20 protein-coding genes and 1 tRNA gene are annotated in these 24,354 nt (G+C 66.5%); 4 read left to right on the forward strand and 17 right to left on the reverse strand.

Annotation, left to right across the window (positions count from 1 at the left end):
* From nuoE to R1H25_RS10240, 9 genes are all read right to left on the reverse strand, one after another.
* A complete protein-coding gene (gene nuoE / locus R1H25_RS10200; RefSeq protein ID WP_006381132.1) occupies positions 1–528 on the reverse strand; it encodes an NADH-quinone oxidoreductase subunit NuoE in 528 nt (175 codons plus the stop codon).
* 97 nt (positions 529–625) lie between these two features.
* On the reverse strand, positions 626–1,933 hold the full coding sequence (locus tag R1H25_RS10205; RefSeq protein ID WP_057499470.1) for an NADH-quinone oxidoreductase subunit D: 1,308 nt from the start codon (positions 1,931–1,933) through the stop codon (positions 626–628).
* Positions 1,930–2,679: an NADH-quinone oxidoreductase subunit C gene (locus R1H25_RS10210; protein WP_010486428.1), complete on the reverse strand. Its 750-nt coding sequence runs from the start codon at positions 2,677–2,679 to the stop codon at positions 1,930–1,932. The genes R1H25_RS10205 and R1H25_RS10210 overlap by 4 nt, the downstream gene beginning before the upstream one ends.
* A gap of 33 nt (positions 2,680–2,712) precedes the next feature.
* Entirely contained in the window at positions 2,713–3,267 is a 555-nt protein-coding gene (locus tag R1H25_RS10215) for an NADH-quinone oxidoreductase subunit B family protein (protein ID WP_005410463.1), read from the reverse strand.
* The gene (locus tag R1H25_RS10220) at positions 3,258–3,614 is read right to left on the reverse strand and encodes an NADH-quinone oxidoreductase subunit A (RefSeq protein WP_008265012.1); all 357 of its coding nucleotides are present in this window, start codon (positions 3,612–3,614) and stop codon (positions 3,258–3,260) included. The genes R1H25_RS10215 and R1H25_RS10220 overlap by 10 nt, the downstream gene beginning before the upstream one ends.
* 111 nt (positions 3,615–3,725) lie before the next feature.
* Positions 3,726–3,810, reverse strand: a tRNA-Leu gene (locus R1H25_RS10225).
* A 51-nt stretch (positions 3,811–3,861) separates the two neighbouring features.
* Positions 3,862–4,299, reverse strand: coding sequence for a preprotein translocase subunit SecG (secG, locus tag R1H25_RS10230; protein ID WP_014037951.1), 438 nt, complete (start codon positions 4,297–4,299; stop codon positions 3,862–3,864).
* 31 nt (positions 4,300–4,330) lie between these two features.
* Positions 4,331–5,086, reverse strand: coding sequence for a triose-phosphate isomerase (tpiA, locus tag R1H25_RS10235; protein ID WP_317223516.1), 756 nt, complete (start codon positions 5,084–5,086; stop codon positions 4,331–4,333).
* Between the two features lie 662 nt (positions 5,087–5,748).
* Positions 5,749–6,726, reverse strand: a complete 978-nt coding sequence (locus tag R1H25_RS10240; RefSeq protein WP_317223517.1) for a 2-oxoglutarate and iron-dependent oxygenase domain-containing protein — start codon at positions 6,724–6,726, stop codon at positions 5,749–5,751.
* A 152-nt stretch (positions 6,727–6,878) separates the two neighbouring features.
* Between R1H25_RS10240 and R1H25_RS10245 the strand changes: the two genes are divergently transcribed.
* Genes R1H25_RS10245 through R1H25_RS10255 form a run of 3 tightly spaced genes read left to right on the forward strand, consistent with a single transcriptional unit; the run spans position 6,879 to position 10,775 of the window.
* Positions 6,879–8,759 carry a DUF3413 domain-containing protein gene (locus R1H25_RS10245; RefSeq protein ID WP_049447681.1) on the forward strand — a complete coding sequence of 627 codons (1,881 nt, stop codon included), beginning with the start codon at positions 6,879–6,881 and terminating at the stop codon, positions 8,757–8,759.
* 20 nt (positions 8,760–8,779) lie between these two features.
* Positions 8,780–9,925, forward strand: a complete 1,146-nt coding sequence (locus R1H25_RS10250; RefSeq protein WP_317223518.1) for a glycosyltransferase family 4 protein — start codon at positions 8,780–8,782, stop codon at positions 9,923–9,925.
* Positions 9,918–10,775: a polysaccharide deacetylase family protein gene (locus tag R1H25_RS10255; protein WP_049447683.1), complete on the forward strand. Its 858-nt coding sequence runs from the start codon at positions 9,918–9,920 to the stop codon at positions 10,773–10,775. The genes R1H25_RS10250 and R1H25_RS10255 overlap by 8 nt, the downstream gene beginning before the upstream one ends.
* Before the next feature lie 77 nt (positions 10,776–10,852).
* On the opposite strand, the gene glmM is transcribed toward R1H25_RS10255, so the two are convergent.
* The 5 genes from glmM to trpB all read right to left on the reverse strand — a co-directional run bounded on the left by glmM (position 10,853) and on the right by trpB (position 16,014).
* Entirely contained in the window at positions 10,853–12,214 is a 1,362-nt protein-coding gene (gene glmM, locus R1H25_RS10260) for a phosphoglucosamine mutase (RefSeq protein ID WP_057501246.1), read from the reverse strand.
* Positions 12,214–13,089 (reverse strand): acetyl-CoA carboxylase, carboxyltransferase subunit beta, encoded by an 876-nt coding sequence (gene accD, locus R1H25_RS10265; protein ID WP_005410473.1) that lies wholly within the window; start codon positions 13,087–13,089, stop codon positions 12,214–12,216. The genes glmM and accD overlap by 1 nt, the downstream gene beginning before the upstream one ends.
* A 219-nt stretch (positions 13,090–13,308) precedes the next feature.
* Positions 13,309–14,118, reverse strand: coding sequence for a tryptophan synthase subunit alpha (trpA, locus tag R1H25_RS10270; protein WP_088479898.1), 810 nt, complete (start codon positions 14,116–14,118; stop codon positions 13,309–13,311).
* A gap of 1 nt (position 14,119) precedes the next feature.
* Positions 14,120–14,800, reverse strand: a complete 681-nt coding sequence (locus R1H25_RS10275; RefSeq protein ID WP_164158649.1) for a hypothetical protein — start codon at positions 14,798–14,800, stop codon at positions 14,120–14,122.
* The gene (trpB, locus tag R1H25_RS10280; RefSeq protein ID WP_049447688.1) at positions 14,797–16,014 is read right to left on the reverse strand and encodes a tryptophan synthase subunit beta; all 1,218 of its coding nucleotides are present in this window, start codon (positions 16,012–16,014) and stop codon (positions 14,797–14,799) included. Before trpB ends, R1H25_RS10275 begins: the two co-directional genes overlap by 4 nt.
* A 97-nt stretch (positions 16,015–16,111) precedes the next feature.
* On the opposite strand from trpB, the gene R1H25_RS10285 reads away from it, so the two are divergent.
* Positions 16,112–16,999, forward strand: coding sequence for a LysR family transcriptional regulator (locus R1H25_RS10285; RefSeq protein ID WP_049447689.1), 888 nt, complete (start codon positions 16,112–16,114; stop codon positions 16,997–16,999).
* A 70-nt stretch (positions 17,000–17,069) separates the two neighbouring features.
* On the opposite strand, the gene R1H25_RS10290 is transcribed toward R1H25_RS10285, so the two are convergent.
* From R1H25_RS10290 to R1H25_RS10300, 3 genes are read right to left on the reverse strand one after another with little or no spacing between them, the layout of a single operon-like run.
* Positions 17,070–18,179, reverse strand: a complete 1,110-nt coding sequence (locus tag R1H25_RS10290) for a toxic anion resistance protein (protein WP_317223519.1) — start codon at positions 18,177–18,179, stop codon at positions 17,070–17,072.
* 40 nt (positions 18,180–18,219) lie between these two features.
* Positions 18,220–18,897, reverse strand: coding sequence for a hypothetical protein (locus R1H25_RS10295; protein WP_219630039.1), 678 nt, complete (start codon positions 18,895–18,897; stop codon positions 18,220–18,222).
* A gap of 26 nt (positions 18,898–18,923) precedes the next feature.
* Complete coding sequence (locus R1H25_RS10300) at positions 18,924–24,320, reverse strand: DNA repair ATPase (protein ID WP_317223520.1); 5,397 nt, start codon at positions 24,318–24,320, stop codon at positions 18,924–18,926.
* Positions 24,321–24,354 lie beyond the last annotated feature (34 nt).

A 24,354-nucleotide genomic window follows, 5' to 3' on the forward strand; every position in this document is an offset into this window, starting at 1 on the left:
TTACTCCAGCCCGTCCAGCAGCTCGTCGACCTTTTCCAGGGTCAGACGCTCATGGTAGTGACCGTTGATGACCATCATCGGCGCGCCGCCACAACCGGCCAGGCACTCTTCCTCGCGCTTGAGGTAGACGCGGCCGTCCGGGGTCGATTCACCGTGCTTGATGCCCAGCTTCTTCTCGCAATGGCGGACGATGTCCTCGGCGCCATTGAGCCAGCAGCTGATGTTGGTGCAGATGGCCACGTTGTTGCGGCCCACCTTCTCGGTCTCGAACATCGAGTAGAAGCTGGCGACCTCGTAGGCCCACACCGGCGGCAGGTCAAGGTACTTGGCCACGCCGGCGATCAGCTCGTCGGTCAGCCAACCCTCGTTCTGCTCCTGGGCCGCATGCAGGCCCTGCAGCACGGCAGAGCGCTTGCGGTCCGGCGGGAACTTGGACAGCCAGTGATCGATGTGAGCGCGGGTCTTGTCGCTCAGCACCACCATCGGGTCGACGTCGCGCGCCGCCTCGAAATTACCTGTCGCCTTCATCGGCCGACCTCAGCGAAATGCATAACGTGAAATTCCAGAAACTGCGGCGCCGGCTTGCGCCGGCTGCCTGCAGCGGGCGTTGGCGTGGCGGACGGCATTACCGGTCAACCTCGCCGAACACCAGGTCGTAGGTACCGATCATCGCCACCACGTCGGCCAGCATGTGGCCGCGCACGATCGAATCGATCGAGGACAGGTGGGCGAAGCCCGGTGCGCGCAGGTGCACGCGGAAGGGCTTGTTGGCGCCATCGGAGACCAGGTAGCAGCCGAACTCGCCCTTGGGCGCTTCCACGGCCGCATAGGTTTCGCCGGCCGGCACGCAATAGCCTTCGCTGAACAGCTTGAAGTGGTGGATCAGCGCTTCCATGTCGTCCTTCATGTCCTCGCGCTTGGGCGGAGCGACCTTGAAGTTCTTGACCATGACCGGGCCGGGGTTGGCCTTCAGCCATGCCACACACTGCTTGATGATGCGGTTGGACTCGCGCATTTCGGCAACGCGGACCAGATAGCGGTCGTAGCAGTCGCCTTCCTTGCCCAGCGGGATGTCGAAATCGACGGCGTCGTACTTGGCGTACGGGCGCTTCTTGCGCAGGTCCCAGGCAACGCCCGAGCCACGCAGCATCACGCCGGTCATGCCCCACTGGTGGGCCAGTTCCGGCGTCACCACGCCGATGCCGACGGTACGCTGCTTCCAGATACGGTTGTCGGTCAGCAGGGTTTCGTATTCGTCAACGCGACCCGGGAATTCGTTGGTGAAGTTCTCCAGGAAGTCCAGCAGCGAGCCTTCACGCGAAGCATTGAGCTGCTTCAGCGCCTTGCCCTTGTGCCAGCGCGATTCCTTGTACTTCGGCATATGGTCCGGCAGGTCGCGGTAGACACCGCCCGGACGGTAGTACGCCGCGTGCATGCGCGCGCCGGAGACCGCTTCATAGCAGTCCATCAGCTCTTCGCGCTCGCGGAAGGCGTACAGCATCACCGCCATCGCACCCAGGTCGAGCGCGTTGGAGCCCAGCCACATCAGGTGGTTGAGGATGCGGGTGATTTCGTCGTACATGGTGCGGATGTACTGCGCACGCTCCGGCGCCTCGATGCCCATCAGGGTCTCGATCGCGCGCACGTAGGCGTGCTCGTTGCACATCATCGACACATAATCCAGGCGATCCATATAGCCGATCGACTGGTTGAACGGCTTGGACTCGGCCAGCTTTTCGGTACCACGGTGCAGCAGACCCACGTGCGGGTCGGCGCGCATGATGGTTTCGCCGTCCATTTCCAGGATCAGGCGCAGCACACCGTGAGCGGCCGGATGCTGCGGGCCGAAGTTCATGGTGTAGTTGCGGATTTCCTGCCGGCTTTCGGCTGCGTTGCTGGCGAATGCTTCGCCGGCCTGGTGTACGTGGCTCACTTCACTGCCTCCTGCGCGCGCTCACCTTCTGCGGTCTGCAGACGGGCGTCGTCGCGGATCACGCGCGGCACGCCGACACGCGGCTCCACCGAGGTGACCGGTTCGTAGATCACGCGCTTCTTTTCTTCGTCGTAGCGGACTTCGACATTGCCGATCAGCGGGAAGTCCTTGCGGAACGGATGGCCGACGAAACCGTAGTCGGTCAGGATCCGGCGCAGGTCCGGGTGGCCTTCGAAGATCACGCCGTACAGGTCGAACGCTTCGCGCTCGAACCAGTTCAGGCCCGGCCAGATGCTGGTCAGCGAGGACACCACCGGCAGCGCTTCGTCAGGAGCGAAGCAGCGCAGGTGCATCATCAGGTTGTGCTGGTACGAACGCAGCTGGGCAACCACGGCGAAGCGCTGGGTCGGCATGTGCTGCGGGCGGGCACCGTCGGCACCGTTTTCCTCGGTGGGGAACTCGCCCCACGCGAAGCGGCCCTGGGCCTTGCCTTCGACGCCACGGCTGAAGCCCTGCGAGGACACGTCGGCGGTGTCCCATTCGTCGGAGCCATAACCAAGGTAGTCGACGCCGCAGAGATCCACGGCCTGCTCGAAACCAAACTCGTCACGCAGCGCCAGGGCGGTGGCGTGCCACTCGGCGGCAGGCACTTCCAGCGTCACTTCGCCGCGGGGTTCGACCACGATGACCTTCGCACCTGCGAAACGTGCGGAGAGTCGGTCGATGAAGGATGCTTGCTCTGCCATGGGGGCTTGGCGCGCTCTTGTCAGGTGAAGGGGTCAGCGGGCGATGGTCTGTGTACGCCAGATCTTCTTCTGCAGCTGCAGGATCCCGTACACCAGCGCCTCGGCGGTCGGCGGGCAGCCCGGGACGTAGACGTCCACCGGCACCACGCGATCACAGCCGCGCACCACAGAATAGGAGTAGTGGTAATAGCCGCCACCGTTGGCGCAGCTACCCATCGAGATGACCCACTTCGGGTCCGGCATCTGGTCGTAGACCTTGCGCAGCGCCGGGGCCATCTTGTTGACCAGGGTGCCGGCCACGATCATCACGTCGGACTGACGCGGCGACGGGCGGAACACCACGCCGTAGCGGTCAAGGTCCAGGCGCGCGGCACCGGCGTGCATCATCTCGACCGCGCAGCAGGCCAGACCGAAGGTCATCGGCCACATCGAGCCGGTGCGCGCCCAGTTCAGCAGTGCATCGACGCTGGTGGTGACGAAGCCCTTTTCCAGCAGCGGGTTGTCGCCTTCCGGCCGCAGGATGTCATCAACCCGGCCTTCCGGCGTGGGGTTGTTCATGAGGCCATCGAGAGTCTGAATCACTCCCATTCCAGCGCTCCCTTCTTCCAGACGTAAATGAAACCGAGGAACAGCATGCCGACGAACAGGCCCATGGTGATGAGCGAACGGGCACCCAGCTCCATGAAGACCTGGGTCCACGGCACGATGAAGATGATTTCCAGGTCGAAGACGATGAACTGGATCGCGATCAGGTAATAGCGCACGTCGAACTTCATGCGCGCGTCTTCGAAGGCCTCGAAGCCGCACTCGTACGGCGACAGCTTTTCCAGATCGGGGCGGCGGGGACCGAGGAATCGACCAACCAGCATCAGCGTAATGCCGATACCGGTGGCAACGATCAGAAACAGCAGAGACGGCAAATATTCGGCCAGCACAGCGATTCTCTCTTGCCTCTGCCGCTGCGCCTGCAGGCGCTTTGGCATGGGGGAGTGGACGGGAATCTGCCTGGCGCCTTGCGCGCCAGACGAACCCGCTTTACTTACAAATGGTGCCCAAGAGGGGACTCGAACCCCTACGACTTGCGTCGCTACCACCTCAAGGTAGTGCGTCTACCAATTCCGCCACCTGGGCAAACGATCACATCAGACTATCTTCCCGATGCGCCGCGTATTGTAACCGGCTTCAGTCTTTCTGGGAGCCTTCCGAAGGCTTTTCTTCACCAGAAACCGAAGATTCCGCCTTAGCCGGCACATTCGCGGCCGGAACCGGGGCGGCCGGGACCGCATCGGCCTTCGGAACGGCCGGCAGTTCGCCCGCCGGGGCCGCCGGAGCAGTCGCCGCCGGGGCGGACATCAGGCCCAGATCCTGGTCGGCCGCCGGACGGGTGCCATGACCGGCATACCAGGCCATGAAGAGGCTGATGCCAAAGAACACGACAGCCAGCCACTTGGTCGACTTGGACAGGAAGTTCGAGGCGCCGCGCGCACCGAACACCGTGCCCGAGGCACCGGCACCAAAGCCCGAACCCGCCGCCGCACCCGAGCCACGCTGCATCAGGATCAGCGCGATCATGGCCACAGCGACCAGCACGTAGACGACATTGAGGATCAACATCAGCATTGGAAACCGCCCTCGGACAAAACTTCTAGGATTAGTTCGCGGCCGCCGCCCGTGCGATGGCCAGGAAGTCCGCGGCCACCAGGGAGGCGCCGCCGACCAGCCCACCATCGACATCCGGCTGCGCGAACAGTTCCCCGGCATTGTCGGGCTTCACGCTACCGCCGTAAACAATGGGCAGTGAATCAGCGATTCTAGCATCGATACGCGCGACTTCGCCACGGATGAACGCGTGCACCTGCTGTGCCTGCTCCTTTGTAGCGGTACGGCCGGTACCGATGGCCCAGACCGGCTCGTAGGCGACCACGGCCCTGGCGAAGCCGGCTGCACCGACCCGCTCCAGCACCGGCGCCAGCTGGCTGGCGATGACCGCTTCGGTCTGCCCGGCCTCGCGCTGTTCCAGGGTCTCGCCCACGCACAGCACCGGCAGCAGACCGGCGTGCTGGGCGGCGGCGAACTTGCGCGCGACCAGTTCACTGCTTTCATGGTGGTACTGGCGGCGCTCGGAATGGCCGACCAGGCCATAGCGGGCCCCGACCTCGACCAGCATGGCCGCGCAGACCTCGCCGGTATAGGCACCCTTCTCGTTGCTGCTTACGTCCTGCGCGCCAAAGGCCAGGCCGGTCTCGCCGAAGTCCTCGACCAGCTCACCCAGGTACGGCAGCGGCGGCAGGATCACCACGTCCACGCCGTCCAGCGGCAGCCCAGCGGCGACCTGCCCCAGCAGTTCATTGGCGAATTGACGGCTGCCATGCAGCTTCCAGTTTCCGGCGACGATCTTGCGGCGCATGAGCGGGTGGCTCCTGTGTGAAGTCAGCCGGTCATGATACCTGTTACGGCAAAAATCCGTTTCCTTGTAAGCGGTTACATGGATTTTCAGCCAACGGCGCAGCCCCTCGTGGCGGGGGTCGGGGTTGGGTTGGTCGCGGAGAGCCCGGCTAGATCTGGGGCTTGGCCGGGCGGGTGGGACTGCGCAGGGGGCGCTGCAAGTACGTCCATGTAAGCTCGATCGCCGCATCCATGCGGCTCACGCCCCTGCGCAGCCCCACCCGCCCGGCCTCTGACACAGTCCGGCGGTTCCGCCCGCCACGGAAAGAAAAAAGAAGAGCAGAAGCAGAAGCCGGCCCCCTACCCTCCCTCGATACCTGACAGATCTCATCCACGCATGGCGTGAAATCGTGTCGACCAAGGTCGACACCTACCGGGAATCGCGATTTACCCACCGTCACCGGGAAACTGTCGAAGGCGGGGAGGTGTCGGATGGCGGGGTGTCCGCGGCATGGATGCCGCGGCCAAGCCCCCAGGGATGGGTTTACGGCGTCCCCGCCATCCGACACCTCCCCGCCTCTCCACGGAAACCCCAGAGCCGCTTTGGCTTTGGCTTCGGCCTCTGCGGGTGCAGGGTGCAACCCTGCAAAGAAAAAGGCCGCCTTTCGGCGGCCTTCTCACTCATTACTTCAGCTTGATCTCGCGCAGGCGTTCCTCGAGGAAGCCGTGGGCGGTGATCGGCTCCGGATACCGGCTCGGGTTCTCCGGGGTGATGCAGGACGGCAGCACGTCGATCAGGAAGTCCGGGTTCGGGTGCAGGAAGAACGGCACCGAGTAGCGCGGCTGGCGCGCCAGTTCACCCGGAGGATTGACGACGCGATGGATCGTCGACGGATACACGTGGTTGGTCAGGCGCTGCAGCATGTCGCCGATGTTGACCACGATCGTGTCCGCGTCTGACGTAAACGGCACCCACTCGCCTTCATGCGATTGCACTTCGAGGCCCGCGGCACTGGCGCCGACCAGCAGAGTGATGAAGTTGATATCGCCATGGGCACCGGCACGCACGTTCGGGATGTCGTCGGTGGTGATCGGCGGGTAGTGGATCGGGCGCAGGATCGAATTGCCGAAGTTGGTCTTGTCGGCGAAGAAGTCCTCCGGCAGGCCGATGTGCAGGGCCAGCGCCGACAGCACGCGCGAACCCAGGTTGTCCAGCGCCTGGTACAGCCCGTAACCGCGCTCACGGAAGCCCTCGACCTCGGTCGGCCACAGGTTCGGCGCCATCACCTCGCGGTACTTGGAGTCATCGGCGATTTCACGGCCGATGTGCCAGAACTCCTTCAGGTCGAAATGCTTGGAGCCCTTGGCGGTCTCCACCCCGAACGGGGTGTAGCCGCGGGCGCCGCCGCTGCCGGCCACGTGGTACTTGCGCTTGACCTCTTCCGGCAGGGCGAAGAAGGCCTTGAAGGCATCGTAGGCCGCGTCGATGTCGGCCTGCGGGATGCCGTGGTTGCGGATGCCCGCGAATCCCCATTGGCGGTAGGCCGCGCCCAGCTCGGCCACGAAGGCCTCGCGGTCGCTGTCGAAACGGGTGATGTCGAGGGTGGGGATCTGGCTCACAGCGGTTCCTGGCTTGTCGTTGGGTCTGGGGGGCCTGCGCATTCATGGCCCGCCTGAACATTGTGACAGATCGTCCGGCGAACGCGACTCGATGCAACGAAACAAACCGATACAATGCGCGACCCGCGCACATTTAACGAATCCTTACGTTGCTGCCGCGCCGCCCTTCCGCGCCGTCTCAACCCGCCCGCATCATGCCCATAGCTCCAGCCCCCATCGCCACCTCCCCCGCAGGCCCTGCCCGCCTCTGGCGCAGGCTCGCATGGTGGTCGCTGTTCGTCATGGGCAATGTACTTCTGGCGACGATGATCACCCTCGGCAACGTGCCGCTGCGTGACAACCCGGGCGGCAGCCAGGGCCTGGCCTATCTGGCAGTCGCCCTGCCCGGCCACCTGCTCGCCTTCGGTGCACTGGCCGGTGTGCTGCCGCTGCTGCTGGGCCTGTGGCAGCGCAGTGCGCGCACGCTGAGCATCAGCGCGGTGTTGCTGCAGGGCCTGTGGCTCTGCCTGCTGCTGGTCGATGCCAAGATCTTCACCCTGTATCGCTTCCACCTCAATGCCATGGTCGTGAACATGGTGTTCGGCGGCGCGCTGCAGGACCAGGTCGCGTTGTCGTGGAAGACCTGGGTGCAGGTCGGCCTGCTGGTCGCGGCGATCTTCACTGCCGAAGGCATCCTGGCCTGGGCCTGCTGGAAACTGCTGCCTGCCGCGCCGCGCCGGCACCGGGTACTGCAGGCCTGGACGGCGGCCGTCCTGCTGATGGCCGGCGGCCAGGTGGCCACCGCCTACTACGACGCGCGCGGCGACCGTGACGTGATCGCCCAGTGGAACTACCTGCCCTGGGCGCAGCCGATCACCGCCAAGAGCTTCATGCGCAAGCTGGGCGTGGTCAGCGAGCAGCAGGTCGGCCTGCCCGATCCTCGCCATGCGCAGCTGCTGTATCCGCTGCAGCCGCTGCGCTGCCAGAGTCCGCAACGGCCCAACGTGCTGATGGTGGTGCTGGAATCACTGCGCCACGACGCCCTCACCCCGCAGATCATGCCGAACACCTCGGCGCTGGCGGCTTCCGCTCGTGTCTACGACCGCCATTTCAGCACCGGCAACGCCACCCGCTATGGCCTGTTCGGCCTGCTCTACGGCCTGCCGGGCGGCTACTGGCAAAGCATGCTTGACGAGCAGCGCGGCTCGCAGCTATTCAAGGTACTGGGCCAGCAGGGTTACGACCTGCATCTGTACGGCAGTGCGCCGATGTACAGCCCCGAATTCGACCGCACTGCGTTCGCCGATGTTCGCGACCAGCTGCACCAGGGGCCTGCCCAGCTGGGTTCTGAAGGACGCGACCGCAGCATCGTCGACGCGCTGCGGAAAGACATCCGGACCAGCCAGGCCGCGCACAGGCCGTGGTTCGGCTTCGTCTTCCTCGATTCTACCCATGCGCCCTACCACATGCCCCCGGGTTACCCGCCGCTGGCGACCCCGATGGCCAGTGAAATCGACTTCCTGAAGTTCGGCCCGGACCACGACCCGACCCCGGAACGGAACAGGTATCGGACCGCCGTGCACTACGCCGACAGCCTGGTCGGCACGCTGCTGGACGACCTGCGCGCTCAGGGCCTGGACCAGGACACGATCGTGCTGGTCACCGGCGACCATGCCGAGGAATTCAACGACCTCAAGCTGAACTACTGGGGCCACAACGGCAACTTCTCCGACTACCAGCTGCAGGTGCCGTTCGTCCTGCACTGGCCTGGCAAGGGCAATGCCCATGAAACGCGCGTCAGTTCGCACGAGGACTGGGTGCCTACCCTGATGCGCCACGCACTGGGCTGCGAGAACGCGCTGACCGATTTCAGTACCGGCCAGGACCTGCTGGCCGAACCTGCGGGCGAGCGCGCGCTGGTGGTGGAAAGCTGGTCGCAACGCGCCGTCCGCCACGGCAACGCCATCTACGTGTTCGACAAGTTCGGCAACGCGACCTCGCTGGACCTGCACTATCGCCCACTGCCGCAGCAGGCCCCGGATGCCGCCGCCGTCCGTACCGCATGGGAAGCGCTGACCCGCTTCCGCAACCGCTGACCCTCAAGGATCGATCCTGCATGAACCGTCCGCTGCGCATCCTGCACACCGAAGCCGCCAAGGGAATGGGTGGGCAGGAGATCTACATCTTCCGCCACATGCAGGCGATGCGCGCGCGCGGCCACGAGGTGGCGCTGCTGTGCCAGCCCGAAGCGCGATTGGCCCAGCTGGCACGCGATGATGGTTTCACCGTGCATACCCTGCGCATGGGTGGCCTGCTGCGCCTGTTGCGCGGCATCTGGTCGGTCTCGCGCCTGGTGCGCCGCGAACGCTATGACGTGGTCAACACCACCAGCCGCCGTGACGCGCTGATCGCCGCCGCCGGCGCACGCCTGGGCGGCACGCCGCTGGTGGTGCGCTCGCGCCACCTGATGAGCCCGGTCAACTCGCTGCTGACCTATACCGGCCTGCCGCACCGGGTGCTGACCGTCAGCAGCTTCGTCAAGCAGTTGCTGGCCGAGCGCGGCATTCCGGCCGAATACATCGGCATCGTACCGCCCATCGCGGTCCCGCCGCGCTGGAGCGAGATCCGCAAGGACGATCCCTGGCAAGGCCTGCAGCAGGTGCGCGCGGAAGTGCGCGCCGAGCTTGGCTTCGGCGAACAGGACATCGTGGTCGGTTGCGTGGCGGTGCTGCGCGAACCCAAGGGCCATGCCGACCTGCTGCAGGCGATGGTGCCGCTGTGCAAGACGCACCCGAACCTGCACCTGGTGGTGGTCGGCGATGGCCAGCCGGTCATGGATCGGCTGCAGGCGCTGCGCGACGAGCACGGACTGCAGCAGCAGGTCCATCTGCTCGGCTACCGCGATGGCGCATGCCGGCTTATGGCCGGCTTCGACATCTTCGCGCTGGCTTCGCACAAGGAAGCGGCCGGTACCGTCTTCCTGGAGGCCGCCTATGTCGGGGTGCCGATCGTGGCCACACGCGTAGGCGGCGTGCCGGAGATGGTGGTGGATGGCAGCAATGCGATCCTCACCCGGCTGGGCGACAATGCTGCCCTGACAGGCGCCCTGCGCCTGCTGGTGGACGATCCGGACCGGCGGCGGCAGATGGGCCGCGCCGGCTGGGACTGGATGCGCAGCGCGCACCGGTTCACTCCCGACGGCCACGGTGAGACCACCGAACACTATTACCACCAGTGGCTGAAGGAGCTGGGACATGGCTGATGCCCGAACCGTACCGGTGCTGATGCACCACCACGTCAGTCCGTCGCCGGGCATGATCACCGTGTCGCCGGAGAATTTCGAGAGCCAGATCGCATGGTTGGCCGGCAACGGCTGGACCTCGCTGACACTGGACCAGTACGCCGGTTTCCTGGCCGGCAAGCCGGTGCCGCGCAAGTCGATCGTGATCACCTTCGACGATGGCTACCTGGACAACTGGGTGTATGCGCACCCGATCCTGCAGAAGTACGGCATGCACGCGGTGGTGTTCGTGGTCACCGGCTGGATGGGCGAAGGCCCGGAGCGGCCCCACGCCGGGCTTGCCGGGGCAACGTTGCCTGCCACGCCGGACCATCGCGGCTGCGAAGCGGCGATCTACGAGCAGAACCGCAGCGACGACGTGATGATGCGCTGGAGTGAAGCGCGCGCGGCCATCGCCGCCGGCACCTTCGAAGTGCATTGCCACACCCATACCCACACCCGTTGGCTGCGCCGCAACGACCTGGACCGCGCACAGCGCCGTGCCGGCCTGAGCCACGATCTGGCAGTCTCACGCGAAGTCCTGCAGGACAAGCTCGGCGAGGTGTCCGATACGCTGTGCTGGCCCTACGGCGATTTCGACCAGGACCACATCGAGGTGGCACGCGAGCACGGCTTCCGCTACCTGCACACCACCCACCCGTTCGGCCGCAACGTGGTGGGCGGCGATCCGGAACGCATCTACCGCTTCGCGATCCGCAACCGCCCGGCGAGCTGGTTGCGCAAGCGCATAGCCCAGAGCTACAACCCCCTGATCGCGCCACTGTTCAATGGTTTCAAGGCGCGCCAGAAGAAGATGGTACCGGGGCCGTAGGCGCGACCAGGCCCGGCCCGCAGAAAGAAAACGCCCCGGAATTCCGGGGCGTTTTTTTGCACCGACGAGCAGGCGCTTCAACTGGCGGCTTCGCGCACCGCAGCGGACAGGCGGTCCAGCGTATCCTGCATCAGCGTTGCATCATCGGCCTCGACCGTGACCCGCACCACCGGCTCGGTACCGGACGGGCGCAGGAACGCACGGCCACGGCCGGCCACCGACTGCTGCGCGACAGCCAGCGCGGCCTGCACGCTGTCGGCCTGCACCGTGGCCTTGGCCGAGACATTGCCCAGCCGCACGTTGACCGTCTTCTGCGGCACCCGCACCAGTCCCTTCAGTGCCTGGCGCAGGGTCTGCCCGCTGTTGCGCAGCGCCACCAGCACCTGCAGGGCACTGACGATGCCGTCGCCGGTGGTGGCCCGGTCCAGGCACAGCAGATGGCCGGAGGCTTCACCGCCGAGCACCCCGCCGCCTTCGATCAGCGCCTGGTGCACGTAACGATCGCCGACATTGCTGCGCACGAACGGAATCTGCAGGTCGGCAAATGCCTTCTCGACGCCGTAGTTGCTCATCAGCGTGCCGACCACCGGGCCGCGCAGGCGGCCTTCGTCCTTCCATGCGCGGGCCAGGATGTACAGCAGGTCATCGCCGTCGACCGGGTTGCCCTGGTCATCAGCCATCAACACGCGGTCACCATCGCCATCGAAGGCGATGCCCAGATCGGCCCGGGTCTCGCGGACCTTGGCCGCCAGGTTGTCGATATGGGTGGACCCCACGCCGGCATTGATGTTGACGCCGTTGGGCTCGGCACCAATGCCGATCACCTCGGCGCCCAGTTCGCGGAACAGCAGCGGTGCGATCTGGTAGGTGGCACCGTGCGCGCAATCCAGCACCAGGCGCACGCCACGCAGGTCGAACGCGCGCGGCACGCTGGCCTTGCAGAACTCGATGTAACGTCCCACCGCTTCACGCGCGCGCGACGCCTTGCCCAGCTTCTCCGATTCGGCGGTGGTGAACGGGACGTCCAGCGCCGCTTCCAGGGCCAGCTCGGTCGCATCATCGAGCTTCTCGCCCTGGGCGGAGAAGAACTTGATGCCGTTGTCGTAGTGCGGGTTGTGCGAGGCACTGATGACGATGCCGGCATCCACACCGAGCGTACGGGTCAGGAATGCCACCGCCGGGGTCGGCATCGGGCCCAGCAGTTGCACGTCGGCACCTGCGGCGACCAGGCCGGCTTCCAGTGCCGCTTCGAACATGTAACCGGAAATGCGGGTGTCCTTGCCGATCACCACGATCGGCCGGCGCCCGTCCTGGCCGCGCTGGGCGACCAGGACACGGCCCAGGGCGTTGCCCAGGCGCAGCACGAAATCGGCCGAGATCACGCCCTGGCCGACCCGCCCACGGATGCCATCAGTACCGAAGTACTTGCGGCCTCCCATCAAGCCACCTCCGGCGCCGGCTGACGGCCCAGCATCGCCAGCAGATCGGACAGGCGATCGCGCATTTCGCGGCGGTCGCAGATCTGGTCGATGGCACCGTGCTCCAGCAGGAACTCCGAGCGCTGGAAGCCTTCCGGCAGCTTCTCGCGCACGGTCTGCTCGATCACGCGCGGGCCGGCGAAGCCGATCAGCGCCTGCGGCTCGGCGATGTTGATGTCGCCCAGCATCGCGAAGGAGGCCGACACGCCACCGGTGGTCGGATGGGTCAGCACCGAGATATACGGCAGGCCGGCTTCGCGCAGCTTGCCCAGCGCAGCCGAGGTCTTGGCCATCTGCATCAGCGAGAACAGGCCTTCCTGCATGCGCGCACCGCCGCTCTGCGAGAAGCACACATAGGGCGCACCGATCTCGACCGCGGTTTCCGCAGCCAGTGCGAAACGCTCGCCGACCACCGAGCCCATCGAGCCGCCCATGAAGGCGAAGTCGAACGACGATGCCACCAGCGCACGGCCCTTGAGCAGGCCTCGCATGGCAATCAGCGCGTCATACTCGCCGGTGTTCTTCTGCGCGATCTTGATGCGCTCGCTGTACTTCTTCTGGTCCTTGAACTTGAGCAGGTCGGTCGGGCCCAGGCGCGCACCGATCTCGGTGGTGCTGTCGGCGTCGAACAAGGCGGCCAGGCGCGCACGCGCACGGATCGCCATGTGATGGCCGCACTTCGGGCAGACTTCCAGGTTCTCTTCCAGTTCCGGACGGTACAACGCGCTGCCGCAGTTGCTGCACTTTTCCCACAGGCCCTCGGGGACACTGCGCTTCTTGCTGGGGGTGTTGTCGGTGCGGATGCCGGACGGCATCAACTTGCTGAGCCAACTCATGCGGGAGGACACTTCCGTTCAGGGCGGCCCAGGGGCCGCAAAGGCGGACAGTCTAGCTCCGCTTTCGCCGCCCGTGCACCCCCTTGCCAGCCGCAGGGCAGCCGGAAAAAACCATGCTGGGACGTACGTTTAGGTGCGGGGAAGTGCCGGCCGCTGGCCAGCAGCCCCTGCGCGCAGGCGGGTATGGAGGAGGATGCCGGCCAGCGGCCGGCAGTCCTGTTACGCGTCCAGCGCCTGCCGCAGCGGAGCCAGGAAGGTTCGAGCGCGCTGCGCGGCCTCTTCAGCCGAGCCCGCTTCGGCCAGCGCCGCCACCAGCGCGCTGCCCACCACCACGCCGTCGGCCTGGCGGGCCATGGCTGCGGCACTGTCGGCATCCTTGATGCCGAAGCCCGCCACCACCGGCACTGAAGCACGCGCGCGCAACGCCTGCAGGCGGGCACTGGCGGCATCGCTGTCCAGGCGCTCGGACGCGCCGGTGACACCGGCAAAGCTGACGTAGTAGAGGTAGCCACGGGCCAGCGCCAGCAGCTTGTCGGCACGTGCTTCGCTGGTGGTCGGTGACGCCAGCAGGACCAGCGCCAGGCCCGCCGCATCGAATGCCTGCAGCGCCTCGCCCGCTTCTTCCGGCGGCAGGTCGACCAGCAGCACGCCGTCCACGCCGGCGTCGACGGCGGCCTTGGCGAAGGCCGCGTAACCGTGGATCTCCACCGGGTTCAGGTAGCCCATCAGTACCACCGGCGTCTGCGCATCACGCTCGCGGAACTGCGCCACGGCCTGCAGCACATAGCGGCCGCCGGCCCCGCGTGCCAGCGCGCGCTCGGAGCTGCGCTGGATGGTCGGTCCATCGGCCATCGGGTCGGAGAACGGAACGCCCAGTTCGATCACGTCGGCACCGGCATCGACCAGCGCGTGCATGACCGGCACGGTGGCCTCCAGTGAGGGATCACCGGCGGTAATGAAGGGAATCAGCGCCTTGCGCTGCTGGTCGCGCAGTCGCTGGAAACAGGCATCGAGTCGGGATACGGACATTTCAGGCACATCCTTCAATCAGTTCAATCGCATCGCTGGTCCCCCAGTACATCTGGATGACCTTTCCTTCAAACAGTTCCACGCGGATACCCAGGTCCGAACCCGGGTCCTGCCAGGTGAGGTACTCGCCCTGATCACCGTCGTAGGCGTGCGGGCTGGACACCGGCGGCTTCGGGAACTGGGCCATGGCCTGGGCACGGGTCATGCCGACACGCAGGCCGAATGGACCGGGCTGCTGGGTCGGCGCCCCGCTCTGCGGATCCAGGCCGAGATCGAAACGGACGACGCGATCTTCATCGGTCATCATCGATACGCCGGGCGGCAGCTCCTTGCCGTCGTAGTACTCGCAACTGCCGCCGATGGCTTCAACCGCGCCTTGTGCGGTCCAGGGCCCAAGTGCCTTCAGGTCCGCCATATGCTGGCCGATCAGGACCTCGCCGGCATGGTCCAGCGCCACCGAAGCCACTGCAGGCACGTCGGCGCTGTCCGCGCCTTCCAGAGACGGCGGATCGACGATGGGCGTACGCGCCATCGGGTCCAGATCATCATTGGCGGCCGGCTGCTGTGCCGGCTGCGTGGTGGCCTTGGCGGCCGGTGCCAGCACCGGCGGCTCCGGCGGCTGGCATGCAGCCAACCCCAGCGCCAGCAGCAGCACGCCACTATTGCGCAGCAGCGCGCTCACAGCACCAGCCCTTCGCGCGCGGCGATGGTGTGCACGTCCTTGTCGCCACGGCCGGACAGGTTGCACAACACGATCTGGTCGCGCGGACGCTCGCGTGCCAGCTTGATCGCCTGGGCCAGCGCATGGCTGGATTCCAGCGCAGGCAGGATGCCTTCGGTGTGCGCCAGCAGATGGAAGGCCTGCAGCGCTTCCTCGTCGGTGATGCCGAGGTAACGTGCGCGGCCGGTATCGGCCAGGAACGCATGCTCCGGGCCGACGCCCGGGTAGTCCAGGCCGGCCGACACCGAATGGGTCTCGATGATCTGGCCGTCGTCATCGCACAGCACATAGGTGCGGTTGCCGTGCAGCACGCCGGGGCGGCCGGCAGCAATCGAGGCGGCGTGGCGGCCGGTGCTGATGCCATCACCGGCGGCTTCGGCGCCGACGATCTCGACCTGGCGATCGTTGAGGAAGGCATGGAACAGGCCGATGGCATTGCTGCCGCCGCCGACGCAGGCGGTGATCGCATCCGGCAGGCGACCATACTCGGCCAGCATCTGCTCGCGTGCCTCGCGGCCGACGATGGCGTTGAAGTCGCGCACCATGCGCGGGTACGGATCCGGTCCAGCCACGGTGCCGATGATGTAGAAGGTGTCCTGCACGTTGGTCACCCAGTCGCGCATCGCTTCGTTGAGCGCATCCTTCAGGGTGGCCGAGCCGGAAGTGACCGGTACCACCGTCGCGCCCAGCAGCTTCATGCGGTAGACGTTGATCTTCTGCCGCTCGATATCGGTGGCGCCCATGTACACCACACACTCCAGGCCCAGCCGTGCGGCCACCGTGGCACTGGCCACGCCGTGCTGGCCCGCGCCGGTCTCGGCGATGATGCGCGTCTTGCCCATCCGCGCGGCCAGCAGGGCCTGGCCGATGGTGTTGTTGATCTTGTGCGCGCCGGTGTGGTTCAGGTCTTCGCGCTTGAGCAGGATCTGCGCGCCGCCGACATGATCGCTCAGGCGCTGGGCGTGATAGATCGGGCTCGGCCGGCCCACGTAATGGGCCAGGTCGCGGTCGTAGGCCTGCTGGAATGCGGGGTCCTGGCGGGCCTGGTCATAGGCCTGGGCCAGTTCCTGCAGCGGGCCGACCAGGGTTTCGGCAACGAAACTGCCGCCGTAGCGGCCGAAGTGGCCCTGGGCATCCGGGAAGGCGTGGTAGTCGGCAATGGGGGAGGCAGACATGGAAGCGACCGCTGATTCGAGACAGGTGGATACTCTAGCGCACGGGTTGTGACCGGAAAATGGATATTATCTGGCGTATATCGTCAGGAAATCTCACATGAGTCGTTCCCTGCTTCCGCCGCTCAATGCACTGCGCGCGTTCGAGGCCACTGCCCGCCTTGGTGGCGTTGGGCGGGCCGCACAGGACCTGCACGTCACCCACGGCGCGGTCAGCCGGCAACTGAAGCTGCTGGAAGACCATCTCGGCCTGGCGCTGTTCCAGCGTGCCGGTCGCGGTCTGCGCCTGACCGCTGCGGGCACGCGCCTGCAGGCAGCGTGCAGCGAGGCCTTCGGCGGCATCGAAGACTGCGTGCGCGAACTGCGGCGGCCGGCGGCGGCCCCGGCACTGGTACTGGGTTGCAGCGGCAGCGTACTGGCGCGCTGGATGATCCCGCGCCTGCCCGCACTGCAGGCCGCCCTGCCCGGTGTGCGCCTGCAGTGGTCGGCGCTGGATGGCAGTTTCACCGAAGCGCAGGCAGCACTGGATGCAGTACTGCTGTTGGCGCAGGGGCCGTGGCCCCGGGGCTGGCAGGTGCGTGAGCTGGCACCGGAACGGGTTGGCGTGGTGGTGGCCCCCTCGCATCCGGCGGCGCAGCGCCTGCGGCATGTATCGCCCTCGGCGCTGCTGCAGGAGACGCTGCTGCACACCAGCTCGCGACCGCAGGCGTGGCCGGCCTGGGCACAGGCGCACGACCTGGACGTGTCGAAGCTGCAGCTGGGCACCGCCTTTGAGCACCTGTACTACTTGTTGGAAGCCGCGGTGGCCGGGCTGGGCCCGGCAATCGCGCCAGAGCCGCTGGTGGCCGAGGATCTGGCGGCAGGCCGCCTGGTCGCGCCGTGGGGGTTTGCCGCCACCGGCGGTTTCTGGGTGCTGGCGAGGCCGGACGGACCGGCAGATGCACGCGTGGATGCGCTGGCCGACTGGCTGGGCCAGCAACTGCGCTGACAACAAAAAAGGGACGGAGGGGATCAAGTCGCAAGTGGCACAAGCGACTTAATCCCCTCCGTCCCCTTTTTCAGCTGGCGGTCGGGGTGGCCAGGCGCTGCTGCAGATCTTCGCGCAGGCGCGACAGCTCGACTTCGGCCTGCTGCCGCTGCTGCATTCCTTCGCGATGGATGCTGCGCACTTCCTCGACCGTGGCGATCAACTGGTCGTGCACGTGGCGCAGCGTGGCGACGTCGATCACGCCGCGCTGGTTGCTGCGCGCGGTATCCACCGAGGCCTGGCGCAGCAGATCGGCATTGCGGCGCATCAGCTCGTTGGTGGCATCGTCGATGGCGGTGGACAGCTCGACCGCGGCCTTCTGCTCGCCCAGCGAAAGCTGGATGGCGAACTGGCGCTTCCACGACGGGATGGTGATCTCGCGCACCGTATTGAATTTTTCGATCAGCTGCAGTGCGTTGGCCTGGATCAGCCGGATCATCGGCAGCGACTGATCGGCCGCGTGCTGCATCAGCTGCAGGTCGGACACGCGCTTTTCGATCAGCCGGATCGCGTTGTCGACTTCACTCTGGCGGATGCGTTGTTGCGGATCCTCACTGCCCTGCCCCGCCAGCTGCTCGGTCTGCAGTTCGGCCAGACGCTGCTTGCCCGCAGCGGCGTACAGCCCCAGAGCGTGGCGTTCTTCACGGACGATATCGTGCATGCGGTCGAACTCGCCCACACGCTTGCCCATCAGCACCTGCTGCGCCCCGACGTCTCCCAGCAGCTGCTCGATCTGCGCATTGGTGTCGCTGAACTTCTGCACCAGCTCGCCCTTGGATGCCCGCAACCGATCAATCAGGCCACCAATCAGAGGGACCCTGGAACGCTGCGCGAACCCGTCAAGCTTCAGGCTGCGCGCGATGCGCACCACTTCGCCCAGCTTCTCGCCACTGGCATCCAGGTCACGATTGCGCACCTGCTCGAGCAACTGGCTGGAGAACGCTGCGGTGCGCGTGGCCGCTTCGCGACCGAACACCTGCAGGTTGCCCGGGCGCAGGTCATCCAGCTCACGGCGGATCTCGGCGATGCGCGGCAGGTCCTCGTGGACCAGGCCAAGTGCCTTCAGCGTGCCCTCGTCGAGCGTGGAAACGGCAGTGTTGGCCTGTACCAGCGTGCCGGGGCTCTGACTGTCCTGGACCATCGGGCGATCTCCTTGAAATGGGTAAGCGGCTGCGGCCGATTCAGCGCAGTCTAGCCTGAGCGGCCGCAACCTCGTCATCGATCTGGGCGTGCAGCGTGGCCGCCTTGCCCGCCAATGCAGCGCCTGCGGCGCTCTGGTCGGCCAGGGTGGCCTGTCGCCAGGCGGGCAGCAGGACATCATGGATGCGTGCGAAACGTTGCAGCAGCAGCGTGTCCTGGTCCTGCAGCAGCTGCCATTGACCGGCCTCGACGCGATGCAGGGCCGCCAGCCGGCGCAAGTGATCCAGCCGCTCCGACAGCGCGGCATGCCCGGACGCATCACAGTGCGCCAGCCGTGATGCACCCACCTCGACCCAGGCGTCCAGTGCCGTGGCCGCCTCTGCACGCTCGACGATGGCCAGGGCCCGCTGCTGCTGGTGCTGCTGCAGGTGCTGGGCCTGCTCGCGCGCCTGCAGCGCCAGCACGCCCAGCTGCGACTGCAGCGCATGCCCTTGCGCCTCGCGGTCGACATCGCGCCCAAGCAGGCGCCCCCACCAGCCTTCCTGTCGCCGGATCTGCGCAGGATTCGCCGCCTGCAGGGCCAGCGCGATGCGCGCCAGCGCGGCCACCAGGCCTTCGCCCGCAACCGGCGGCAACCTGGCGGCGCGTTGGGCAAGCACCTGCAGCAGCGGCGCACCGTAGTTGGCCAGCACGGCGACATCGGCCGTGTCCGGCAACATCGGTGACGGCAGTGGCGCCTGCGTGGTCACGGCAGCGGCGGCGGCTTCGGCGTGGATGCCGAGGGGCCATCAGCGTCTTCCGGCGGCAATGACTCGCCGTAGAAGTGGCGCATCAGGGCCTCATCCAGAGCCCGCTCCTCCGGCGTCGCGGCACGGCGTACACGTGCACGCTGCGCCACCACGGCACTGGGCCCGCCGCGCTCGACCTGCTGCCGTGCCCAACCGGCGAACGCAGCCAGGGTCTGCGACACCTGTGCCTGCTGCGCCTGTGATGCCGCCAGCAGTTCGACCAGAGGTGCCAGGCCGGCCTGCAGATCTTCGGCCAGGACCGTGGCCGGCACACTGGGAGCGGCCGCAACCGGCACCGACGCGGTGGGCGCAGGGCGTGTTTCGGAGAGCCGCTGCAGCGCCTCGAGCAACGCCGGCCACGGCGCAGGGTCGGCGACGGCAACAGGCGCCGCCTCCGGCGTCGGCGGTGGCAACTGCAACGCGCTGGCGATGTCTGCCAACTGTGCAACCACGCGCCCACCGACATCGCTGTCGTCGGCACCCATGGCCTTGTTGCGCAGGAAGTCGCGCTTGATCTGTGCCCAGCGCTGCGCCTGCGTGTCATCCAGTACGCCGCGCAGTTCGGCCAGCTTCAACAGGTTCTCTTCGGCGCCGGTGGTCAGCAGCTGTGCCTCGCCCAGGTAGTGGTCGGAGATCAGCTGCTGCAGCTCGTCCTCGTTCATCACCGGTGAGATCTTCTCGGCCAGCTTGTTCATGTTGCGGTAGCTGCCCTGCAGCCGGAACGGCGGTTCGGTGCGGTAGCGGTCATCCTGCGCGGCGCTGGCGATGTACTGCTGGTTGACCCGGTAGACCACGTCGCGCACGCGCAGCATGCGCTGCAGGGTGGCGGTGATCTCGTTGATCTCGGCACTGCTGTAGGCATGGCTGAGGCCATTGGTCGAGACCTCCTTGCCCATCGCACGCTCGACCAGCACGTACAGATCGGCCATGTCACGCGTGGCCAGCGGCGCCAGCACCGGGTTGGAAGTCAGGCTGTTCTCGATGTAGCTGAGCGTGAAAGCAGCCTCCATGCCACCGAGCACGTCGCCCAGGTTGTAGATGTCGGCACGGTTGGCCAGCATGTCCGGAATCTTGAACACCTCGCCGGACTCGGTATACGGGTTGCCGGCCATCACCACGCAGAACTTCTTGCCGCGCATGTCGTAGGTGCGGGTGCGGCCGCGCCACACGCCTTCGATGCGACGGGTGCCATCGCACAGCGAAATGAACTTCTGCAGGAACTCGGGATGGGTGTGCTGGATGTCGTCGACATACAGCATGGTGTTGTTGCCCATTTCCAGCGCCAGATTGAGCTTTTCCAGCTCCTGCCGCGAGGTCGCGTCCGGCGCCTGCGCCGGATCCAGCGAGCGCACTTCGTGGCCCAGCGCCGGCCCGTTGATCTTCATGAAAACCAGACCGAGCCGGTGCGCCACATACTCCATCAGCGTGGTCTTGCCGTAGCCTGGTGGCGAAATCATCATCAGCAGGCCCATCAGGTCGCTGCGCTTGTTCTCGCCCACCGTGCCCATCTGCTTGGCCAGGTTGTCGCCGATCACGCCCAGGTAGACATCGTTGATCAGCTTGTTGCGTACGAACGAGGACAGCGGCCGCGCCTTGAACTCGGACAGACGCAGGGTCTCGCGCTCGCGGCCGATGATGCCCTGGCGCAATGCCTGATAGGCATGGAACGCCGGCACGAAGTGACGCAGGTGCTGCTGCAGGCGTGCCAGGAAGTCATCCAGCGACACCACCAGCGTGCCGTTGCCGATGCGCGCGTGTTCACCGAGCAGGCCGTTGACCTCTACCCGCAACGTTGCATCGCTGGCACGGGTGCGCAGCTGGCGTTGCACCAGCAGCAGCGCTGCCGCTTCATCAACATATCCGGCATGCATGGCGTACGCGGGCGTACTCGCAAGTGCACGCAGCCATTGCCCGGCCAGTGCCCAGCGCGTTGCCAGCGGATCCTGGCTGCGCTGCACGGCGCGTTCGACCGTGTCGCGCTGCCCTGCCTGCTCCAGCTGCTGCGCCAATGCCTCCAGCAGTGCCACCGCATGGCGGCTGCTGCTGAATACCGGATCGCCCGCCGCCAGCTCTTCGCCCAGGTAGGCGGCTGCAGCCTCAGCGGCATCGGCGTCGAACGGCAAGGCATGGGACTGCGCGTAGGCCAACAGTGCCTCGGCCATCTCCGTACGCAGGGCCTGGCGTCCCTCATCGGACCCGAACAATCGTGCCAGCGCCTCGGCACCGGCCTGCCGCGCCGGCCACTGCGCCACTGCCTCGCGCCGCTGCTCGGCCGCCCAGAACAGCAGCGCCAGCGCACGCACCCGCGGTGCATGGCGCAGGCTGCCGGCCGCCTGCTGCAAGGGCAGCAATGCACGCAGGATCAGCGCGGCATCATGGTCATGGATGCCGCGCTCGTATCCTTCGCGGTAGCGCGGTGCGGCGAATGCTCGCACGCGCTGGTCCAGTGCTTCGGGCGTGGCGACATCGTGCTGCAGCGTGGCCAGGTCAAGGCCGTCGCTCCCCTCCTGCGCGGCCATCAGCAGGCTGCCGGCCAGATACTCACCGCGATACAACGCAGGTGATTCCGAGTCCAGGGTGACCGGCCAGAACGGCTTCAGCGCATCCAGCTCCGGATCGTGCAGGGTCTCCAGGAAGTCGGTGCCGGTCAGATGGATCGCCAGCGTGTCACCACGCGGCAGCAGGGTCAGGTCCAGCGCCTGGGTGTTGACGCTGAAGCGATGGCGCGGCCCCAGCCGCACGACGTTGCCGCCGGCTTCGTACAGGTCACTGCGGTCGCGCAGCTGGCGCACCGCCTGGTCACGCACGCCTTTCAGCCGCGCCTCGATATCGTCGGCCTTGACGTTGTCATGCAACGCGCGCAGGCGTTCGGCCAGTTCGCGCAGCTTGAGGATCAACGGATCGCCGGCAAAGAACGCATTGAGCTCATCGGCGGTTGCGAAGCGCTCGGTGCGCTTGGCCAGGCCGTCGAGGATGCGGTTGGCCGCATCCAGCACCGAGCGCGCCTTGCGCTGGCGGTCATCCAGCAACGCCTGCTTGTGGGTCTCGAAGGCTTCGACCAGCTCCTCGCGCTTGCTCAGGATGTCGCCGAGGAACTGCTCGTGCTCGCCGAACTGGCTCTCCAGCTCCTCCAGCTGGACCAGCAGGCGCGACAACTGCTCGTCGGCGCGTTCAGGGTCGGTCGCCAGCGCCAGCGCGCTGGTGATCGACTGTGAGAACAGCGCGAACTGTGCGGCGAACTGGGCCACGGCCTCGGCCGAACCGAGCGACCTGCGGCGCTGATCGGCGCGCGCGCGCGCCTGGTTGAGACGTCCGTACAGCACCGAGATCGACTCGACCACGCGGGTGCGGGCGGTCGCATCGTCCACCTTCAGGCCGGCCATCAGCTCGGACAGCATGTCCAGGTCGGCGGCCATGCCACGCAACCCTTCCAGCTGCTCGTCCAGCTGGCGGGCGCTCTGTGCCTGCTGTGCCGCTTCATCCAGCACCTGCAGGCGCGTGGTCAGCGGCGCCAACGCGGCTTCGTCCGCAAGAAACTCGCCAGTGGCGGCGCCGACGCGGTCCTGCGCTTCCACCAGCTCGGCCGCCATCACTTCGATGCGCGCGGTGTCGATGTAGCGCAGCTCACGGATGGTCAACAGGCGTCCACGCAATGCGGTGATTGCGTTGAGGGCCTCGACGAACGCCTGCACCTCGTTCCAGTTCTGCGGCTGCAGCCGTCCCAGCAACGCCTTGTGCGCGGTCTCGGCCTCGACCATCGCCTGTGCCGACTGCTGCCGGATCGACTGCACTTTCTCGTACTCGTCCAGCACTGATTCGCCGGTGGCGCTGATCTGCCGCAGCAGCGCCTCGGCGCCATCACAGGCCGCATCACCCAGCCAGTGGTGGGCATCGAACAAGCGCCGTGTATCGGCCACCAGGCGCTGGTAGCGCTGCACCGACACGTCCTGGCCGTCGATCTCGCGTGCCAGGTTGAACAGGTTGGAGATGCCGCGCACCAGTTCGGCATTGCCGATGCGGCCCATGAAGGTGTTGCCGGGCGGTCGGCTGGCGGCAAACTCATCGCTGCTGAAGGGCGTCTGCCAGACCTGCATCGGATGGATGCGGGTTGGTTCGTTGCCTTCAGCGTGGAACAGCACCATGCGCCCATCCTGCAGGAAGGCGTAGCCATGGCCGAACACCGGGGTCTGCAGTACGCGCTGGATGGTGTTGTAGACGAACAGTGCCGAGCGCCCACCTTCGCGCTCATAGAAGATGTACAGCACGTCCTCGCCGTTCGGCGAACGGATGCTGCGCTTGAACTGCATGCCGGCCATCGAGGCGTCAAACGCCTTGTGCTCGCCACCCTGCAGGTAATAGCCGCCGGGGAAGATCACACCGTGGTCTTCGGGCAGCTGCACGCAGGCCTGCACGATCGCATCGTTGCGCACGATGCCGCCGGTCAGCGTGTTGTAGATCAGGCCGCGCCACTCCGTCTCGCGGTACGGCAGCACCTTCAGCAGCACCAGCGAACCCACCCGGGCGAATTCGAACTGGGCGTCGTCCAGCGACTGCGTGCTGTCCTCGACCGGTTCGCTGTAGATGCCCTGCCCGGTCTCGGTGTTGTTCTCGACCTTGATGGTGAGATCACCGCCGGTGGTCTCCACGAACAGGGTGTCGAGGATGTTCAGGTGTGAATGGCGGCCACTGACCGCCAGGTCGCGCGTGGCCCTGGTCCATTCGAAGTCGAACGGCGGCGGCAGCGCGATATCGCGTTCGCCGCGCGCATCCAGATAGGTCAGTTCGCCATCGCGCGACAGTGCCCAGCGGAACACGCGCACATCGCTGCTGCGTTCACCGATCTGGAACGAGGCCAGCAGCTTGTCGCCCACCACGATCAACTGCAGCAGGCGTGCGTGCTTGTAGTAGGCGTACAGCTCGTTGAAGTCGTGCACGAAGCCGGGCTGGTCGAGGAAGCTGCCCTTCAGCTCCAGCGCGGCGACATCGTAGCCGTCGCTGCCCTGTACCAGCCGGTACAGGCCAAATACATCCTCGATGCGGGTCTGGGTCTTCAGCCCGATGAAGACGTTGTAGCCGAACAGCAGGCGATCCGGGCCCACCTGAACGATGTCGCGGCCAACGCAGTTGTTCTCGCTGCGGATGCGGAAGCGCCCGGCCACTTCCAACCGGCTGTCGCCGAATTCGGCCAGGCGCTGGCGATTGAGCGTTTCGGCCAGGGACTGCAGGCGTTGGCCCTGCTCGACCAGGCGGCGGCGCAGGACTTCATAGGCACCGCCCTGGGCGACGGCCTGATCAACGGTGTTGTCGCCGGCCTCCGGCGCGGTGGATTCGGCGGACGGATGGGTTTCAGACATCAGCAGGTTTCCAGCTCACGGGCGGACGGCCGCG

Source organism: Stenotrophomonas veracruzanensis (assembly GCF_032911525.1).
In the GTDB taxonomy this organism is placed as follows: Bacteria; Pseudomonadota; Gammaproteobacteria; order Xanthomonadales; family Xanthomonadaceae; genus Stenotrophomonas; species Stenotrophomonas africana.

Excerpts from the sequence above, each read along its gene's own strand:
- nuoE (WP_006381132.1), bottom strand. The coding sequence starts at position 528 with ATGAAGGCGACAGGTAATTTCGAGGCGGCGCGCGACGTCGACCCGATG.
- R1H25_RS10210 (WP_010486428.1), bottom strand. The coding sequence starts at position 2,679 with ATGGCAGAGCAAGCATCCTTCATCGACCGACTCTCCGCACGTTTCGCA.
- R1H25_RS10215 (WP_005410463.1), bottom strand. The coding sequence starts at position 3,267 with ATGGGAGTGATTCAGACTCTCGATGGCCTCATGAACAACCCCACGCCG.
- secG (WP_014037951.1), bottom strand. The coding sequence starts at position 4,299 with ATGCTGATGTTGATCCTCAATGTCGTCTACGTGCTGGTCGCTGTGGCC.
- tpiA (WP_317223516.1), bottom strand. The coding sequence starts at position 5,086 with ATGCGCCGCAAGATCGTCGCCGGAAACTGGAAGCTGCATGGCAGCCGT.
- R1H25_RS10240 (WP_317223517.1), bottom strand. The coding sequence starts at position 6,726 with ATGCGCAGGCCCCCCAGACCCAACGACAAGCCAGGAACCGCTGTGAGC.
- R1H25_RS10245 (WP_049447681.1), top strand. The coding sequence starts at position 6,879 with ATGCCCATAGCTCCAGCCCCCATCGCCACCTCCCCCGCAGGCCCTGCC.
- R1H25_RS10250 (WP_317223518.1), top strand. The coding sequence starts at position 8,780 with ATGAACCGTCCGCTGCGCATCCTGCACACCGAAGCCGCCAAGGGAATG.
- R1H25_RS10255 (WP_049447683.1), top strand. The coding sequence starts at position 9,918 with ATGGCTGATGCCCGAACCGTACCGGTGCTGATGCACCACCACGTCAGT.
- glmM (WP_057501246.1), bottom strand. The coding sequence starts at position 12,214 with ATGGGAGGCCGCAAGTACTTCGGTACTGATGGCATCCGTGGGCGGGTC.
- accD (WP_005410473.1), bottom strand. The coding sequence starts at position 13,089 with ATGAGTTGGCTCAGCAAGTTGATGCCGTCCGGCATCCGCACCGACAAC.
- trpA (WP_088479898.1), bottom strand. The coding sequence starts at position 14,118 with ATGTCCGTATCCCGACTCGATGCCTGTTTCCAGCGACTGCGCGACCAG.
- trpB (WP_049447688.1), bottom strand. The coding sequence starts at position 16,014 with ATGTCTGCCTCCCCCATTGCCGACTACCACGCCTTCCCGGATGCCCAG.
- R1H25_RS10285 (WP_049447689.1), top strand. The coding sequence starts at position 16,112 with ATGAGTCGTTCCCTGCTTCCGCCGCTCAATGCACTGCGCGCGTTCGAG.
- R1H25_RS10290 (WP_317223519.1), bottom strand. The coding sequence starts at position 18,179 with ATGGTCCAGGACAGTCAGAGCCCCGGCACGCTGGTACAGGCCAACACT.
- R1H25_RS10295 (WP_219630039.1), bottom strand. The coding sequence starts at position 18,897 with ATGTTGCCGGACACGGCCGATGTCGCCGTGCTGGCCAACTACGGTGCG.
- R1H25_RS10300 (WP_317223520.1), bottom strand. The coding sequence starts at position 24,320 with ATGTCTGAAACCCATCCGTCCGCCGAATCCACCGCGCCGGAGGCCGGC.